This is a genomic window from Morganella sp. Je.2.23, assembly GCF_051129855.1.
GTDB lineage: Bacteria > Pseudomonadota > Gammaproteobacteria > Enterobacterales > Enterobacteriaceae > Morganella > Morganella sibonii.
The window spans coordinates 295,071-310,540 of sequence record NZ_JBCPSQ010000002.1; the positions used below are offsets into that span (position 1 = coordinate 295,071).

At 47.9% G+C, this 15,470-nt stretch carries 15 protein-coding genes; 13 read left to right on the forward strand and 2 right to left on the reverse strand.

Features of this window, described 5'->3' with window-relative positions:
* The first annotated feature begins 2 nt into the window (after positions 1-2).
* From AAZR23_RS11795 to AAZR23_RS11805, 3 genes are read left to right on the forward strand one after another with little or no spacing between them, the layout of a single operon-like run.
* Positions 3-836: a TagK domain-containing protein gene (locus tag AAZR23_RS11795; protein ID WP_107680656.1), complete on the forward strand. Its 834-nt coding sequence runs from the start codon at positions 3-5 to the stop codon at positions 834-836.
* 18 nt (positions 837-854) lie between these two features.
* Entirely contained in the window at positions 855-1,685 is an 831-nt protein-coding gene (locus AAZR23_RS11800; protein WP_218426553.1) for a type VI secretion system accessory protein TagJ, read from the forward strand.
* Complete coding sequence (locus tag AAZR23_RS11805; protein ID WP_046894593.1) at positions 1,675-2,169, forward strand: type VI secretion system baseplate subunit TssE; 495 nt, start codon at positions 1,675-1,677, stop codon at positions 2,167-2,169. The genes AAZR23_RS11800 and AAZR23_RS11805 overlap by 11 nt, the downstream gene beginning before the upstream one ends.
* A gap of 42 nt (positions 2,170-2,211) precedes the next feature.
* Here the strand turns inward: AAZR23_RS11805 and AAZR23_RS11810 are convergent, their stop codons facing one another.
* A complete protein-coding gene (locus AAZR23_RS11810) occupies positions 2,212-3,042 on the reverse strand; it encodes an FkbM family methyltransferase (RefSeq protein ID WP_218426552.1) in 831 nt (276 codons plus the stop codon).
* Positions 3,043-3,570: 528 nt separating this feature from the next.
* On the opposite strand from AAZR23_RS11810, the gene AAZR23_RS11815 reads away from it, so the two are divergent.
* Positions 3,571-4,998 (forward strand): hypothetical protein, encoded by a 1,428-nt coding sequence (locus AAZR23_RS11815; protein WP_434692759.1) that lies wholly within the window; start codon positions 3,571-3,573, stop codon positions 4,996-4,998.
* Positions 4,999-5,063: 65 nt separating this feature from the next.
* On the opposite strand, the gene AAZR23_RS11820 is transcribed toward AAZR23_RS11815, so the two are convergent.
* A complete protein-coding gene (locus AAZR23_RS11820) occupies positions 5,064-5,564 on the reverse strand; it encodes a DUF2938 domain-containing protein (protein ID WP_218426550.1) in 501 nt (166 codons plus the stop codon).
* Positions 5,565-5,681: 117 nt separating this feature from the next.
* On the opposite strand from AAZR23_RS11820, the gene AAZR23_RS11825 reads away from it, so the two are divergent.
* From AAZR23_RS11825 to AAZR23_RS11865, 9 genes are all read left to right on the forward strand, one after another.
* Complete coding sequence (locus AAZR23_RS11825; protein WP_218426549.1) at positions 5,682-6,344, forward strand: ArsR/SmtB family transcription factor; 663 nt, start codon at positions 5,682-5,684, stop codon at positions 6,342-6,344.
* 321 nt (positions 6,345-6,665) lie between these two features.
* Positions 6,666-8,027, forward strand: a complete 1,362-nt coding sequence (locus AAZR23_RS11830; RefSeq protein WP_046894590.1) for a nucleobase:cation symporter-2 family protein — start codon at positions 6,666-6,668, stop codon at positions 8,025-8,027.
* A gap of 139 nt (positions 8,028-8,166) precedes the next feature.
* On the forward strand, positions 8,167-10,059 hold the full coding sequence (gss, locus tag AAZR23_RS11835; RefSeq protein WP_230060584.1) for a bifunctional glutathionylspermidine amidase/synthase: 1,893 nt from the start codon (positions 8,167-8,169) through the stop codon (positions 10,057-10,059).
* 201 nt (positions 10,060-10,260) lie between these two features.
* Positions 10,261-10,509, forward strand: coding sequence for a type B 50S ribosomal protein L31 (locus AAZR23_RS11840; protein ID WP_166708407.1), 249 nt, complete (start codon positions 10,261-10,263; stop codon positions 10,507-10,509).
* Positions 10,510-10,526: 17 nt separating this feature from the next.
* Positions 10,527-10,652 (forward strand): type B 50S ribosomal protein L36, encoded by a 126-nt coding sequence (gene ykgO / locus AAZR23_RS11845; protein WP_004237696.1) that lies wholly within the window; start codon positions 10,527-10,529, stop codon positions 10,650-10,652.
* Positions 10,653-10,654: 2 nt separating this feature from the next.
* A complete protein-coding gene (zinT, locus tag AAZR23_RS11850) occupies positions 10,655-11,299 on the forward strand; it encodes a metal-binding protein ZinT (protein WP_166708406.1) in 645 nt (214 codons plus the stop codon).
* A 576-nt stretch (positions 11,300-11,875) separates the two neighbouring features.
* Positions 11,876-12,967 (forward strand): PfkB family carbohydrate kinase, encoded by a 1,092-nt coding sequence (locus AAZR23_RS11855; protein WP_046894587.1) that lies wholly within the window; start codon positions 11,876-11,878, stop codon positions 12,965-12,967.
* Positions 12,964-13,896, forward strand: coding sequence for a pseudouridine-5'-phosphate glycosidase (locus tag AAZR23_RS11860; RefSeq protein ID WP_046894586.1), 933 nt, complete (start codon positions 12,964-12,966; stop codon positions 13,894-13,896). The genes AAZR23_RS11855 and AAZR23_RS11860 overlap by 4 nt, the downstream gene beginning before the upstream one ends.
* Before the next feature lie 129 nt (positions 13,897-14,025).
* Complete coding sequence (locus AAZR23_RS11865; protein WP_046894585.1) at positions 14,026-15,288, forward strand: NupC/NupG family nucleoside CNT transporter; 1,263 nt, start codon at positions 14,026-14,028, stop codon at positions 15,286-15,288.
* Positions 15,289-15,470 lie beyond the last annotated feature (182 nt).

Below are 15,470 nucleotides of genomic sequence, written 5' to 3' on the forward strand. Positions count from 1 at the left end.
TAATGCTATTGCATTTTAACTGGCCGACCCGTAAAGGGTCGGTCAAACTGACAGAGCAGAATACCATCGATAATCCGGTGGCGATCAATGCGTTTACTGCCGATGTTGCGCTGAATTCAGGCAAAGAGCAGGATACGGACGTTCTGTTTTATTACACCAATACCGGCCCTGTTTTACAGAATACCTGCCGGGATTTAGTCTGTTTCGTGAATAAACAGCAGGTTGCGTTCGGGTCAAAAATCCGGCTGATATATGGCTCTGCTGTTCAGATTGGCCATTTTTCACTGTCGTTTGTTGCGGCTGAAAATAACCAGTCAGCATCAGTTATTGAGGCATTAACAGAATTAACACCGGTAAAAATTGATTTCATGAATATTGAAATCAATGAAATATTACCGCAGGGTGCGGGGTTTATTTCTATAGAATATGCCGCAGAAGCGTACAGAAAAAGCGGCGATGAATTAAAAAAGCTGGAAGTTGAATATAAAAAATTTCTGTTATGGGGGGAAATTGATTCTCCGCAGACGGAAACGTATACCGCTGCAGAAGAGGCAAAATTATCTGCTGCGGATGATGACGGCAGCTTTGATTCACTCTGTGAGCAGATAAAAGATCTGAATCTGACCGAGTGTATTTTTGAAACGTCAGCATTTATGGAACGTGTCTGGCGGGAGTTGTCAACGATGGAAGAAGTTGATTTAACACAGGATGAGCATGAAGATTATGACATTCTGAGAATGCTTGCTCCGGACGGTATTATTCCGTACGCAAAAGACTCTGTTTCCTCACTCGTTTCTAAGGAACTCTATAAATTAGGCTTAGACAGCCGTTTATAATCAATTAAGGATTTTGAAATGGCCACAACACAAAAACTCTCTGATATTCTTACCAACTCATCGCTGGATGAATTTTTTGATGAAACTCTGAATAAGGTAAAACAAAAGCCGAATGACTTAGTTATTCGTGAGACTTTATTTAAATTGTGTTGCCTGAAAGGTTACTGGGAAAAAGCGATGATTCAGCTTGAAACCTGGTCATTAATTGATGGTCACAATGATGACAAGCAGCTTGAATTATATAAAAACCTGGTATTCAGTGAAATTCTGCGTGAAGAAGTTCTGAAAGGAAAGCGCGAACCGATGACGCTGCAGCAGGACTTACCGGAATGGATGAAATCAGTCTGGGAAGCCAATAAATTACTGATAGAGAATAAACCGGATAAATCAGAAGCACTGCGTTTACAGGCCTTTGAGAATGCACCGGCAGCCGGCGGCAACGGTGAAAAGATCGGTGATTTTGCCTGGATGGCAGATAATGACAGCCGTCTGGGGCCTATCTGTGAGTTTATTGTTGCCGGTGGCTACCGTTGGGTACCGTTTGCGGATATTGAAACCATCAATATTGTTAAACCCCGCGATTTACTGGATCTGATTTGGATCCACGCTCAGATTAAAGTAAAAAATGATATTTTTTACGGTTATATTCCGGCCCGTTATCCTGTCCGTGATACTGACAGTGATAAAATTAAGCTGGGTTTTGAAACTCAGTGGGAGCAGGTTTCAGAGTATTTCCTGACAGGAAAAGGCGGAAAAATGGTCATTACAGACCTGGGAGAATATCCGTTATCTGAACTGAATAAGGTCTCCATGACAACAGCCGGTGCTGAAACTGAACATGCAGGATAATAAAAAGCAATATATGCCTGCATTGCTTGACCGGCTGATTGATGATCATCCGAAAGAGCGGCGTGAGCCTGTCGATAAATTCTATTTCGATTCACGTAAAATGCGTGAGGTTATATTGCGTGATCTCCTGGCTATTTTCAGTACTGAAAATACGGAAGGAGAGCTGCGGCGTTACAGTAAATCACCGGTTGTTGACTCAGTGATTAATTTTGGTATTGCGCCGTTAACCGGCGCCTATGCCAGACAACTGGGCTGGGAACAGGTCGAGGAAAAACTGCGCCGGGCTATTTTGCGTTTTGAAAGCAGGATTATTCCGGAATCACTGGTGATAACCCCGTTAGCGGGAAAAGATCAGTATGCGCAATATGGCATTATTGTGTTTGAAATAAGAACACTGATTTACTGGGACCCGTATCCGCTGGATCTGCGTATTAAAGGCTCTTACGATATGGAAACCCAGCAGGTCAGTCTGAGTTACCGGTAATAGAAAAGGAAGCATTGGCTTCCTTTTCTATTCTTAATGATGTCAGAAACTCAGAAAATCCATACCAAACTGTGACGTTTCCCGTTTTACAATATAGCCGTTTGGTGTCTGAACCAGCTTTCCGCTTTTATTGCTTTTATGCTGTGCAACATAAAAATCATCAATCTGAAGCAGTTCATACCCCATTTCATCCTGCAGCAGGGAAAATACCTGTTTATTTTTCTCTATGGTCGATGTCATATAGTCGCCCCACACTGAAAAAATAATATAAGGGTAACCGGATGCCTGTATCCATTTTTTTCCGCCCCTCAGAACATCTGCTTCCATCCCCTGAGCATCTATTTTCAGCAGACTGGCATGCGGCATATTCAGTGTATCCAGTGTGCTGATTGTTCTTTTTTCTGTTGGTGGTGCTGAACCTGCACGTTGTTCACTGAATACGGTTTTGTCAAGAGAAACTGCGCCCATGTTACTGTCAGTCAGCGGATCAAAGACCGGTACATCAATTTCACCATCGTAGTCACCGATTGCGCTGTTAAAGGTATAACAATTTTTCAGTTTGTTCAGGAAGATATTACCGCAGAGCTGGTTATATACCTGACGCTGGGGTTCAAAAGCGTAGACAATACCGTTACGGTGCTGAAAATAGTTACTGACCGGAATTGTCCAGGAGCCAAGATTAGCGCCGATATCGTAAATCACCGGAGCCTCTGTAAATTCCAGCAGGCGCTGACTGATATTGATTTCTTTTGTTCTCCAGAGGGCACCTCCGCGTAATACTTTACTGATGTAGTCAGGCCCGGAAGTGAGCAGGAACTGGTGGCCGCCGCTGGTTTGACAGATATCAAATTCAGGTAATGTTTTATTTTCCATAATGTTATCACCGGGATATTCAGAGAGTAATCGGATTCTTTTTCAGAGTTTTATTACTCAGAATGCTAACACTATATCCGGAATAAGAAAAATGCCTTACGGAATGTAACAGGATTATAAGATAAGTCCGGATAGCATTTTTTAAAGTATGAACATACTTAATCAATATTGCTGTGTAACATAATTATCTGTCGATGAACCGGTACTTTATTGCTGCCGGATCTTTCTCTTCTTCACTGAAAATGAAAATTATATTTTCATTTTTTTAAATTCAGGTTTTCTGTTTAAGATTAATCGGAATGCTCAGGGAGTAAAATAATATTCAATTCATATCGTATTGTCTGTAGTATTAGCGGTGTTATTGCAGTGAGCCATCGTCATGCATCCGGTATTTATCTCATTTTATGTTCATTTTTATTTCCGGATAATGATTCAGGGTAATCTCCGGTCAGGGATTAAGCATAATTTATTATTCTGAAATATATCTGGTGGGCACCTGCTTCATTTTATATACAGGAGTTATGTAATATGCCTATCGTTATCGGCATTGTCGATAAAGCAACACGCGTGACAAAAAAAGCGGAAACCACTGTCAAAAACGGGGTTAATGTTCTGAAAGCCATGCCGGGAGTGGATTATGTGCTGGTTGATAAACAGACAGGCTCCGCCCCCCGGGAGACGATTATCATCCGCGATGGTAATAATCTGAAATTATTTCTGGCGGGCGAAGAAGAGCCGTCTGTGGTGATCGAAGACTATTATCTGTTTCCCGGTCAGGTTATCGGTGAAGCTGAGAATAAAAAGGTGCATAACTATACACCGAAGTCTGCCATGGAATATGACAATATCAGTAATATGGCGGATAAACAGGCCGCGGTTCAGCAGGCGGGTACAAAACTGCTCGCGCCGATTACCTGGGAGTCATTTATATCCGGCTGGGAAGTTCTGACCTTTTTAGGCGTGGCTGTTGCCGGCGGCGCTGCGGTGGCAATCGGCAAAAGCGGCCATTCAGGCAATGATCATCCGAATCGGGTGCCGCCCTTTGATAATAAAGATAACGGCAATACCGGTACTGATGACAAAGATAACGGCAATACCGGTACTGATGACAAAGATAACGGCAATACCGGTACTGATGACAAAGATAACGGCAATACCGGTACTGATGACAAAGATAACGGCAATTCCGGTACTGATGACAAAGATAACGGCAATACCGGTACTGATGACAAAGATAACGGCAATACCGGTACTGATGGCAAAGATAACGGTGATACCGGTACTGATGACAAAGATAACGGTGATACCGGTACTGATGGCAAAGATAACGGCAATACTGCGGCGGATGATCAGGATAAGACAGACGTTCCGGCTGATACCACCGCGACAGCCGTCATTGATGATGTTACCGATTCCGCTGAGATTGATCCTGATAATCTTTCAGCAGTGACGCCTGTGTTAAACGGACATCTTGACGGTGTGCCTGAGGAAGGCCAGGTAGTGGTTATTTCCCGTGATGGTGATGTGGCGGGGTATGCCACTGTGGATAGCAGCGGGAAATGGACGTTTAATGATACCGGCGGCAATTTTGAACAGGGTCAGACTTATCATTACACCGCGCGTGTTGAAGGTAATGGTGTGATCGGCAAGGAATCTGAGGCTTTCAGTATTCACTATGACACCACCGGTCAGCATGAAGAAACGGAAGCACCTGTCTTGCCGGGTGCTGAAGACAGTGCTGTACAGGCTTTAGCCGGGCTTCTCTCCGAACATGAGGACTCTCTGAATCTGGATGAGTTACTGAGTCAGTTACCGGAGGAGAATACTCCGGCGGAGAATGATAATCCAGCTGCCGGTACACCGGATTATCTGCAGTTGTCAGCGGAATTTATGGCGCATGATATGGTGAATCAGGATCCGGAGTTGTTAACGGAAGCACAGATTACGCTGTTCTGAGTCCCCGGACAGTAAACAGAGACGGCCACCGGTCATTATGTGATCGGTGGCTTTTTTATTTCTGTTCAGAAACCGGTTATCAGCGGATGCAGGGCCAGGCCGGTCAGGTACAGACCTGCACCGTAAGCGCTGTGGGATAAAAAACTCATCAGACGGGCTTTGGCCGGATTCGGTGTCCGTGATGCGGCAATACCGGCCCCCATCGCGGGCTGCATAATAAAATACGGTGCGGCGACAGTAATCACCCCCCAGGCATAAGCCGGCCAGAAGGATGGAAAAAGAAACCAGAATTCACCGGTCAGGAAAATAAAGATAAATGCAAAGATAATACCGATAGCATAATGTGCGAACCAGCCAAGCGCATTTTCATTCCTGATCGGCGGGCTTTGGGCTACCGTCGGACGGTGAATGAATTGTCCGTGCAGCATATGGCCCGTCCAGCGGCCGATCATGGATAAATTCAGTGTCGGCTGCCCGGCTGATTTCAGCAGTAATGCCCAGAGATCCATCACTACAGTGGCACCAATCCCTAATAATGTTGTCAGTAAAACAGCAGTCAGTGTCATGATCCTGATTCCTTTTCAGCGTGCCGTGTTGTAATTCCGGCCTGTTTGATTACTATAAAAGACATGATAAATTCAACATTCAATTGATTAATTGAATGTTATGACCGGAGGTAAATAATGTCAATTAAGGCTCTCTTAGATGAGCAGCAATTAACAGAATGTGCTGAATTAGCCCGGGCACTGAGCCATCCTCACAGGATAAACATTATCCAATATCTTGCCCGGGACACATTTTCTGTGGAAAAACTGGCAAAAGTTGTTGGTCTGAGTGTGGCTAATACCTCGCAACATTTACAGCAGCTTAAGAGAGCCGGATTAGCAGAGAGTGAACGGGAAGGTAAAAATATCTGTTACCGCCTGGCAAACGGCCCGGTACTGAATATGCTGTCAGCCCTGAAACTGCAGTCTGAATATACACGGAATGAACTGAGCAGCAGGCTGAACCGGAATGTGCTGTCTGAAGAGTATTTATCACCGATTTCAGGAACGGAGCTGGTGGCGGGTATGAAATCCGGTCAGATTTTACTGGTTGATGTCCGCCCGGAACGGGAATATCAGGACGGGCATCTGCCCGGAGCGGTGAATATACCGGTTGAACAACTGGAAAACTGTCTTGCGCAACTGCCGGATGATAAAGAAATTGTGGCGTATTGCAGAGGGGCTTATTGCTTTTTATCGGCAAATGCGGTTATTTCCCTGCGTCTGAAAGGGTTTCGTGCGCGTCATTTCAGAGAAGGTATTACGGCGGATATTCCGGACGATAAGCCGCTATCATTGTGATAATGAGATTATTAAATTGAGAAGGCAATCGATTGTTATATCGTCCGGCCTGAAAAATGACATTTTGCAGGTATAACAAAAATGCGGCGGGTATCTCGTTTTTATCGGGAAAGTGCGTCAAAAAACCGGAATTCTGTCACGAAAAACAGCATTTATGCTGACAGAAAATCGCGTTGGTCTGAATTTTGCTCAATTGCTTAAATGATGAACAGATACCCGGGCCGGGTTCGTCATCATAGTGAGACACCCTGACGCCAGGGGTCATTTTCCGAGATCTTCGAATCGAAGCCGGGGAGTCCCGGTTGTAAGGGAGTCTGTTTCATGAGCAATCATAGTGTGGATCAAGCACAGGAACCGGTTAAGCCCGTTATTGACGAAGTTGAAGAAATATTACCTGCGGGAAAACTGATGATGCTGGGATTACAGCATGTGCTGGTGATGTATGCCGGTGCCGTGGCCGTACCGCTGGTTATCGGTGACCGGCTGGGGCTGAGCAAGGAAGTGGTGACACTGCTTATCAGTTCGGATCTGTTTTGCTGTGGTATCGTGACACTGTTGCAGTGTATCGGTATCGGAAAATTTGCCGGTATCCGTCTGCCGGTGATTATGTCTGTTACGTTCGCGGCGGTAACACCGATGCTGGCCATCGGCGCCAACCCGGATATCGGCCTGATGGGGATTTTCGGGGCGACCATTGCGGCGGGGGTACTGACAACACTGATCGTACCGCTGATGGGGAAACTGATGCCGCTTTTCCCCAATATGGTTACCGGTATTGTGATTACCTCCATCGGGCTGAGCATCATGCAGGTGGGGATCGACTGGGCTGCCGGCGGTAAAGGTAACCCTGAATATGGTCATCCGCTCTACCTTGGCATCTCATTTGCCGTTCTGTTATCCATCCTGTTTATCACAAAATTCTGTAAGGGTTTTCTCTGTAATATCTCGGTATTACTGGGGATTATCTTTGGTTTTGTGTTGTCACTGATGTGCAATGAGGTCAGCTTTGACGGATATGCGGATGCCCCCTGGTTTAAACTGGTTACCCCGATGGCGCTGGGAACGCCGACATTTGAACCGATCTCCATTATCACTCTCAGTGTTGTTCTGCTGATTGTTTTTATTGAATCGATGGGGATGTTTCTGGCACTGGGGGAGATTGTCGGCCGTCCGGTCGAAAAAGACGATATTGTGCGCGGGCTGCGGGTGGACGGAATCGGCACCATTATCGGTGGTCTGTTTAACAGTTTTCCGCATACCTCATTTTCCCAGAACGTCGGGCTGGTGGGGGTGACAAAAGTTCACAGCCGCTGGGTGTGTGTGGTTTCCGGATTTATCCTGATTATCTTTGGTCTGCTGCCGAAAATGGCGGTGGTGATAGCCTCCATTCCGCAGTTTGTCCTCGGCGGGGCGGGGCTGGTGATGTTCGGGATGGTACTGGCGACAGGAATTCGTATTTTGTCCCGTGTTGATTACAGCGGCAATAATTACAATCTCTATATTGTGGCGATCAGTCTGGGAGTGGGACTGACACCAACGCTCTCCGGTAATTTCTTTGCCAAACTGCCGATGTTCTTACAACCGCTGCTGCACAGCGGGATTCTGCTGGCCACTGTCAGCGCGGTCGTACTGAACCTGTTTTTTAACGGTTATCATCCGAAAAAAGAAAGTCCGGCAATGTGATATGTCTCACCAGACATAACCCGAAATGATGATTGACACCGATGCATAAAAGCATCGGTGTTTTTTTATGGACAGGCGTATACTGAATTATTAGCAAGAGCAACTATTGTAATCTAAATAATATCAGTAAGGCCGTACTATGAGCGGAATCATCACGGAGCATGAACCTTTCGGGACATTGCTGGGCTATGCGCCCGGCGGTGTGGCTATCTATTCCTCTGACTACGATACCATCACGGAAGCAGAAAAAGAGGATGATATTTCTTTCCGCAGTTATATCGGAAATGAATATATGGGATACAAATGGCAGTGTGTGGAATTTGCCCGCCGCTTCCTGTATCTCAATTATGGTGTGGTGTTTACCGATGTCGGCATGGCGTATGAGATTTTTTCCCTGCGTTTTCTGCGTCATGTGGTGGATGACAGTATCCTTCCGCTGCGGGCGTTTAAAAACGGCTGCCACCAGGCACCGGTAGCAGGGGCATTACTTATCTGGCAGGAAGGGGGCGAATTTAAGCGCACCGGTCATGTGGCGGTGATCACGCAGGTCTGCGCGGATAAAGTCCGGATTGTGGAGCAGAATGTCATCCACCATAAACTGCCGCGCGGTCAGCAATGGACCCGTGAGTTGCCGATGCATGTCAAAGACGGTTACTACACGCTGTCGGATACGTTTCCGGATACCCATATTCTCGGCTGGATGATCCAGACAATCGATGATGAATATGCGTGGACAGAGCCGGCGGTGAACCCGGCGCTGATGACACTCCACGCTGCCCGGCTGGGTGAAAAAGCGGATTTCACCGGAAAATGGCTGGATGAGTCCGATCCGATGGAAAAAGCCTATATTAAAGCCAATCACGGCCACAATCTGAATGCCGATCCGCACGACTATTTCACGATTTCGGAAACGGCTGAAAATGCCCTGATGCAGGCCACCAACGAAGTCCATCTGATGTATCTGCATGCTACTGAAAAAGTGCTGAAAGATGATAATCTGCTGAAATTATTCAATATCCCTGAAATTCTCTGGCCGCGCCTGCGGCTCTCCTGGCAGAACCGGCGTCATGATATGGTGACCGGCAGACTGGATTTCTGTATGGATGAACGCGGTCTGAAAGTGTATGAATACAATGCGGATTCCGCCTCCTGCCATGCGGAAACCGGGCTGATTATTCCAAAATGGGCGAAACAGGGCGGACTGACAGAGGGTTGGGACCCGGGGGAACGTCTGTCAGAGATGCTGGCGGATATCTGGAAACACACGTCAGCCAAGCCGTTTATCCATATTATGCAGGATAAAGACAGCGAAGAAGATTACCATGCGCTCTATATGGCGCGGGCTATCACGGCAGCAGGGTACGGATACCGGATCATTCACGGTCTGGATGAACTGAGCTGGAATGAAAGCGGACAGGTGATCGACGGCGAAGGGCGCGTGCTCAAGTGTGTCTGGAAAACCTGGGCGTGGGAAACGGCGCTGGAACAACTGCGGCAGGAGAGTGAAAATGACCGGACATACTCCGCGCTGCCTATCCGTACCGGTCATCCGCGCCATGAAAATAATGTGCGGCTGATTGATGTGCTGCTGCGCCCGGAAATCCGGGTATTTGAGCCGCTGTGGACGGTGATCCCGGGCAATAAAGCGATTCTGCCGATCCTGTGGTCGCTGTTTCCGCACCACCCTTATCTGCTGGATACGGAGTTTGAGCTCAGTGATGAACTGCGGCAGACCGGCTATGCGGTTAAACCAATCGCCGGACGTTGCGGCAGTAATATCGGGCTGGTGGATCACCGCGATACCGTGCTGGATGAAACCTGCGGCCGTTTCGGGGAGCAGGAAAACGTCTATCAGCAGCTCTGGTGTCTGCCGAAAGTGGCAGGCCGCTATATTCAGATGTGTACTTTTACTGTCGGTGGTCACTATGGCGGTGTCTGTCTGCGTTCAGACCCGTCACTGGTTATCAAAAAAGAGAGTGATATTGAGCCGCTGCGGGTACTGGAGGATAACGATTTTCTGGCAGAGAGCTGATTTCTGACCGCTGTATTTCTCCCGGGCAGCCACCGGATTCACCGGTGGCTGCCCGTTTTTATATCCTTTTGATCTGATTTATTTTTCCTTTCTTTCTGCAATTGCAATCCTTTCCCGTATAAAAAACAGGGTTAAAAAATAGTGGTCAACAGTGATAAAAATCATTATTGTTATAATATAACATAACAAAATGAGGCAGCCATGAAACCCGATATTCATCCGGATTACCGGACCGTCATCTTCCACGACACCGCAGCCGATGTGTATTTCAAAGTCGGTTCCACCATCAGAACGGAAAGAACCATCGAATTTGAAGGGCAGATATATCCTTATATCACCCTGGATGTTTCGTCCCACTCCCACCCGTTCTATACCGGCAAGCAGAAAACACACTCGCAGGAAGGGAATGTGGCCCGTTTTACCAAGCGCTTCGGGCGTTTTGTACATTAAAAGAAGAGGAAAAACCGATGCAGGTATTGAGTTCACTGAAAAGTGCGAAACAGCGCCATCCGGACTGTAAAATTGTCCGCCGTCGCGGCCGTATTTATGTGATTTGTAAGTCCAATCCGCGTTTTAAAGCCGTGCAGGGGTGATTATGACAGCTAAATCAGTTCTCCCGTTACTGTTACTGGCGGGATTATTCAGCGGTACGGCAGCAGCACACGGCCATCACCACGACAAACCGCAGACAGAAGCACAGCGCAAGGCAGCAGAAGGTGTTTTTGCGGATAAGGATGTCAAAGACCGGCAGCTGAGCGACTGGGATGGCGTCTGGCAGTCTGTGGCGCCTTACCTCGCCAGCGGTGAGCTGGACCCGGTGATGCAGGCGAAAGCCGCGAAGAACGGCGATAAAACCGCAGAAGAGTATCGCGCTTATTATACAAAGGGCTATAAAACCGATGTGGATATGATTGGTATTGAAAATAATATCATCGAATTCCATCACGGGGATAAGGTGGATCAGTGTGAGTATCAGTATGCCGGTTACCGGATACTGAATTACACCTCCGGCAAGAAAGGGGCGCGTTATCTGTTTGAGTGTAAAGATAAAAACAGCCATGCACCGAAATATATCCAGTTCAGCGACCATATCATTGCACCGGAAAAAGCGGGTCATTTCCACCTGTATATGGGTAATGAATCCCAGGAAGCACTGCTGACTCAGCTGGATAACTGGCCGACCTATTACCCTTATACGATGAGCGGAAAAGATATCGTTCACGAAATGCTTCATCACTGACAGAAAAGCGAAAGCTGCACTGCAATATAAAACCAACAGCCCGGAAACTGATGTTGTTTCCGGGCTGTTTTGTTATTTCATTAATAAATTAATATAAAACTTGATTAATCGTGTCAGTTCAAAATAAAATAAGAATAAGCGATTCAGCTGAGAGAGTTAAGCGGAGTTGCGGCAATCAAAATCCGATCTTTTTTATTTCTGGTATTGCTTTTTTTGTTTGACATGTATCACGATATTTATGTAACGGTAAAATGATCGTTTCAGTTATTTCTCTATAAGATCATGAAAACAAACACATGTTTGTTATTGTGACAACCGTGATATAACAGATTGATAGATATACGTATTATTTTTTAAATTAATCACCTTTTTTTGAAGGTTATTACGTTGTGTTTTTTATTTTATTTTTGATGATATAAAAAACATGATCTCCCTCCTGTTTTTATGCTGAAAACCCACTCATCTCATTTTACGATCACCACTTAAATTCCGGCGAAATCTTTATTTCATTGCTTTACTTTGTTGCGGACAAAAAATAAAACAAGCACATGTTTAATAACCAACAAGTGTCCGCTTATGACCAGTCGAGAAAAACAAATCCTTCAGATCCTCCGGCGTGACCCGCTCATTCCGCAGCAGGAACTGGCCGGCGTATTAGGTATCAGCCGCTCTGCGGTGGCCGGACATATCATGAATCTGATGAATAAAGGCTACATCAAGGGTAAGGGATACATCCTCTCCGAGCACCGCTATGTGGTGACTGTCGGTTCAGCCAATATGGATGTTTGTGGTTATTCTGACCTGAATCTGGTGTATGAAGATTCTAATCCCGGTCATATCAAATGTTCACCCGGCGGGGTCGGGCGCAATATCGCCCAGAATATTGCCCTGCTGGGCTGCGAATCTCATTTTATCTCCGTCATCGGTGATGATTTCTACGGTAACACCCTGTATGAACAGGCAAAACTGGCCGGTGTGAATGTCAGTAATCTGCACCGTTTGCACGGGGAAACCACGTCAACCTATCTGTCACTGCTGGATCCGCAGGGTGAGATGATCACCGCCATTAATGATATGCGCATCCTGGAAAAACTGACCCCGGCGTTACTGGCGACCTCCCGCGACCTGATCCGGCACGCCGGTGTGCTGGTGGCGGACTGCAATCTCTCAGAAGGCGCGCTGGAGTGGCTGTTTACCAATGCCGGCAATGTACCGGTCTTTGTCGATACCGTTTCCGCGTTCAAGGCAAACAAAATCAAGCCGTGGCTCAGTCATATCCACACCCTGAAACCCAACCGCTTTGAGGCGGAAATTCTCACCGGTATCAAAGTGGAGAATAAACAGGATGTGGTACGTGCCGCTAATGCATTGCATGAACAGGGGGTGCAGCGCATCGCCCTGAGCATGGGCGGCGAGGGCGTTTATTACAGCGAAGCAGACGGTGAAAACGGCTGGTCGAAGCCGTTCAGTGTCCACATTGTCAATGTGACCGGTGCCGGTGACGCCATGATGGCCGGTCTTGCCCGCTGCTGGCTCGAAGGCGAGCCGCTGTCACAGAGTATCCGTTTTTCCCAGGGCTGCTCCGCCCTGACGCTCGCCAGCGAGCTGACAAATAATCCCGGTCTGTCAAAAGACAGTGTTCACAAACTAATGGAATCACAAGCATGAAAACTCAACAACTGAACGCAGAATATCTGGATATTTCCCCTGAGGTTGCACAGGCGCTCGCGGAGAAAAAGCCGGTTGTGGCACTGGAATCCACCATTATTTCTCACGGTATGCCGTATCCGGACAACGTGAAAATGGCACTGGAAGTTGAACAGCGTATCCGCGACAACGGTGCGATTCCGGCGACGATTGCGGTGATTAACGGCCGTATGAAAGCGGGTCTGTCTCATGATGAGATTGAGATGCTCGGCAAAGAAGGCCACAAGGTCATGAAAGTGAGCCGCCGCGACCTGCCGTTTGTGATCGCTCAGGGCATTCACGGTGCAACAACTGTGGCCTCTACCATGATTATCGCTGAAATGGCCGGGATTGCTGTTTTTGCCACCGGCGGGATCGGCGGGGTGCATCGCGGTGCGGAACACACCTTTGATATCTCAGCGGATTTACAGGAACTGGCGCAAACCAACGTGGCGGTTGTCTGCGCGGGTGCCAAATCCATTCTGGATCTGGGGCTGACCTCGGAATATCTGGAAACCTACGGAGTGCCGGTTGTCGGCTATCAGACGGATAAATTACCGGCTTTCTTCTGCCGTGAAAGCGAATTCCCGGTCACCATCCGCATGGAAACCCCGGAAACCGTGGCAAAAGCACTGCACGCCAAATGGGCGACCGGCCTGAACGGCGGCATGGTGATTGCCAACCCGATCCCGCATGAGTTTGCGATGCCGGAAGAAACCATCAACAGCGCGATCGCACAGGCGGTACGCGAAGCGGATGAGCAGGGCATTAATGGCAAAGCAAGCACGCCGTTCCTGCTGGCCCGCGTGGCGGAGCTGACCGGCGGTAACAGTGTGAACTCCAACATTGAGCTGGTCTTTAACAACGCGAAACTGGCAGCCCGTATCGCGTCCGCTTATCAGCAACTGTAAGCGGCTGACCGGTAACCGGTCATAACAATTGATGAAACATATGATCCGGTAAGGTGCTGATCTCACAATCAGCCTTTACCGGGCATTGCAGCATACAACTGATGAGTATAATAACCACGGGGCCGGATTATGGATATATTACGGAGTTTGGCGGGGATCGGCGTCTTATTACTGATAGCATTTCTCTTTTCGGTGAATAAGCGGAAAATCAGTCTGCGCACAGTCGGCGCGGCACTGCTGTTACAGGTGGCGCTCGGTGCCATCATGCTGTATATCCCGGCAGGGAAATGGTTTATTCAGACCATCGCATCGGGTGTGAATAATGTTATCGCCTACAGTGATGCGGGCAGCGCCTTTATTTTCGGCAGCCTGGTCGGCCCGAAAATGGATGTGTTATTTGATGGCGCCGGGTTTATCTTCGCATTCCGCGTCTTACCGGCCATTATCTTTATCACTTCTCTGATCGCGATTTTGTATTACCTCGGCATTATGCGCTGGGTGATTAATATTCTGGCGTATGTCTTCCAGAAGACCATGAAAATCAGCAAGATCGAATCTTTTGCGGCAGTAACCACCATTTTCCTCGGTCAGAATGAGTTACCGGCGGTACTGAAGCCATTCGTCAGCCGGATGAATAATAATGAATTATTCACTGTTATTTGCAGCGGCATGGCCTCCATTGCCGGATCAATGCTGGTGGGGTACGCCGGACTGGGCGTTCCGATTGAATATCTGCTGGCGGCGTCTCTGATGGCGATTCCGGGCGGGATCCTGTTTGCGCGGATGTTAAGCCCGGCGACACAGGAATCCACCGTGGAATTCACCGAAATCTCCTTCAGTGAAAAACGTCCGGCCAGCATTATTGAGGCCGCGGCAGGCGGTGCAATGCTCGGGCTGAAAATTGCGGTCGGCGTGGCGACAGTGGTACTGGCATTTGTGGCACTGATTGCCCTGATTAACGGGCTGATTGGCGGCCTCGGCGGCGTTATGGGTTTTGAGGGGATCAGCCTGCAAAGCCTGTTCGGTTATATTTTCTCGCCACTGGCATATCTGATGGGCGTGAGCAGTGAGCACATTGCGCTGGCGGGCAGTCTGATTGGTGAAAAACTGGCGATCAACGAGTTCGTGGCATATGTGGATTTCTCTCCGCATTTACAGGACGGCACACTCGATGCCAAAACCATTGCTGTGATCTCCTTTGCGTTATGCGGTTTTGCCAACTTCGGTTCGATTGCCGTGGTGGTCGGGGCGTTCAGTGCGGTAGCACCGGAGCGGGCCTCTGATATCGCCCGTGTCGGGGTCCGTGCATTGCTGGCGGCAACATTATCCAACCTGATGAGCGCGACGATTGCCGGGTTATTTATCGGTCTGGCGATGGCACCGGGTGTCTGACCTGTTCAGATAAATTCCCGGGATTCACAGGCGCTTCTGTAAAAGGAAGCGCCTGTTACCAGCTGATACGATTCAATTTTTTTTATTCCGCTTAAGACCGCGTCAGGTCAAAAAAACAAATCCCGCTCCCCGTTAAAGTAAAAAAATCCGGTAACCTTGTTGCGCGTGTGTTATTGCTTTCC

What these genes read in the sequence shown, in the direction of transcription:
- AAZR23_RS11795 (WP_107680656.1), top strand. Translation starts at nt 3, where the DNA reads ATGCTATTGCATTTTAACTGGCCGACCCGTAAAGGGTCGGTCAAACTG.
- AAZR23_RS11800 (WP_218426553.1), top strand. Translation starts at nt 855, where the DNA reads ATGGCCACAACACAAAAACTCTCTGATATTCTTACCAACTCATCGCTG.
- AAZR23_RS11805 (WP_046894593.1), top strand. Translation starts at nt 1,675, where the DNA reads ATGCAGGATAATAAAAAGCAATATATGCCTGCATTGCTTGACCGGCTG.
- AAZR23_RS11810 (WP_218426552.1), bottom strand. Translation starts at nt 3,042, where the DNA reads ATGGAAAATAAAACATTACCTGAATTTGATATCTGTCAAACCAGCGGC.
- AAZR23_RS11815 (WP_434692759.1), top strand. Translation starts at nt 3,571, where the DNA reads ATGCCTATCGTTATCGGCATTGTCGATAAAGCAACACGCGTGACAAAA.
- AAZR23_RS11820 (WP_218426550.1), bottom strand. Translation starts at nt 5,564, where the DNA reads ATGACACTGACTGCTGTTTTACTGACAACATTATTAGGGATTGGTGCC.
- AAZR23_RS11825 (WP_218426549.1), top strand. Translation starts at nt 5,682, where the DNA reads ATGTCAATTAAGGCTCTCTTAGATGAGCAGCAATTAACAGAATGTGCT.
- AAZR23_RS11830 (WP_046894590.1), top strand. Translation starts at nt 6,666, where the DNA reads ATGAGCAATCATAGTGTGGATCAAGCACAGGAACCGGTTAAGCCCGTT.
- gss (WP_230060584.1), top strand. Translation starts at nt 8,167, where the DNA reads ATGAGCGGAATCATCACGGAGCATGAACCTTTCGGGACATTGCTGGGC.
- AAZR23_RS11840 (WP_166708407.1), top strand. Translation starts at nt 10,261, where the DNA reads ATGAAACCCGATATTCATCCGGATTACCGGACCGTCATCTTCCACGAC.
- ykgO (WP_004237696.1), top strand. Translation starts at nt 10,527, where the DNA reads ATGCAGGTATTGAGTTCACTGAAAAGTGCGAAACAGCGCCATCCGGAC.
- zinT (WP_166708406.1), top strand. Translation starts at nt 10,655, where the DNA reads ATGACAGCTAAATCAGTTCTCCCGTTACTGTTACTGGCGGGATTATTC.
- AAZR23_RS11855 (WP_046894587.1), top strand. Translation starts at nt 11,876, where the DNA reads ATGACCAGTCGAGAAAAACAAATCCTTCAGATCCTCCGGCGTGACCCG.
- AAZR23_RS11860 (WP_046894586.1), top strand. Translation starts at nt 12,964, where the DNA reads ATGAAAACTCAACAACTGAACGCAGAATATCTGGATATTTCCCCTGAG.
- AAZR23_RS11865 (WP_046894585.1), top strand. Translation starts at nt 14,026, where the DNA reads ATGGATATATTACGGAGTTTGGCGGGGATCGGCGTCTTATTACTGATA.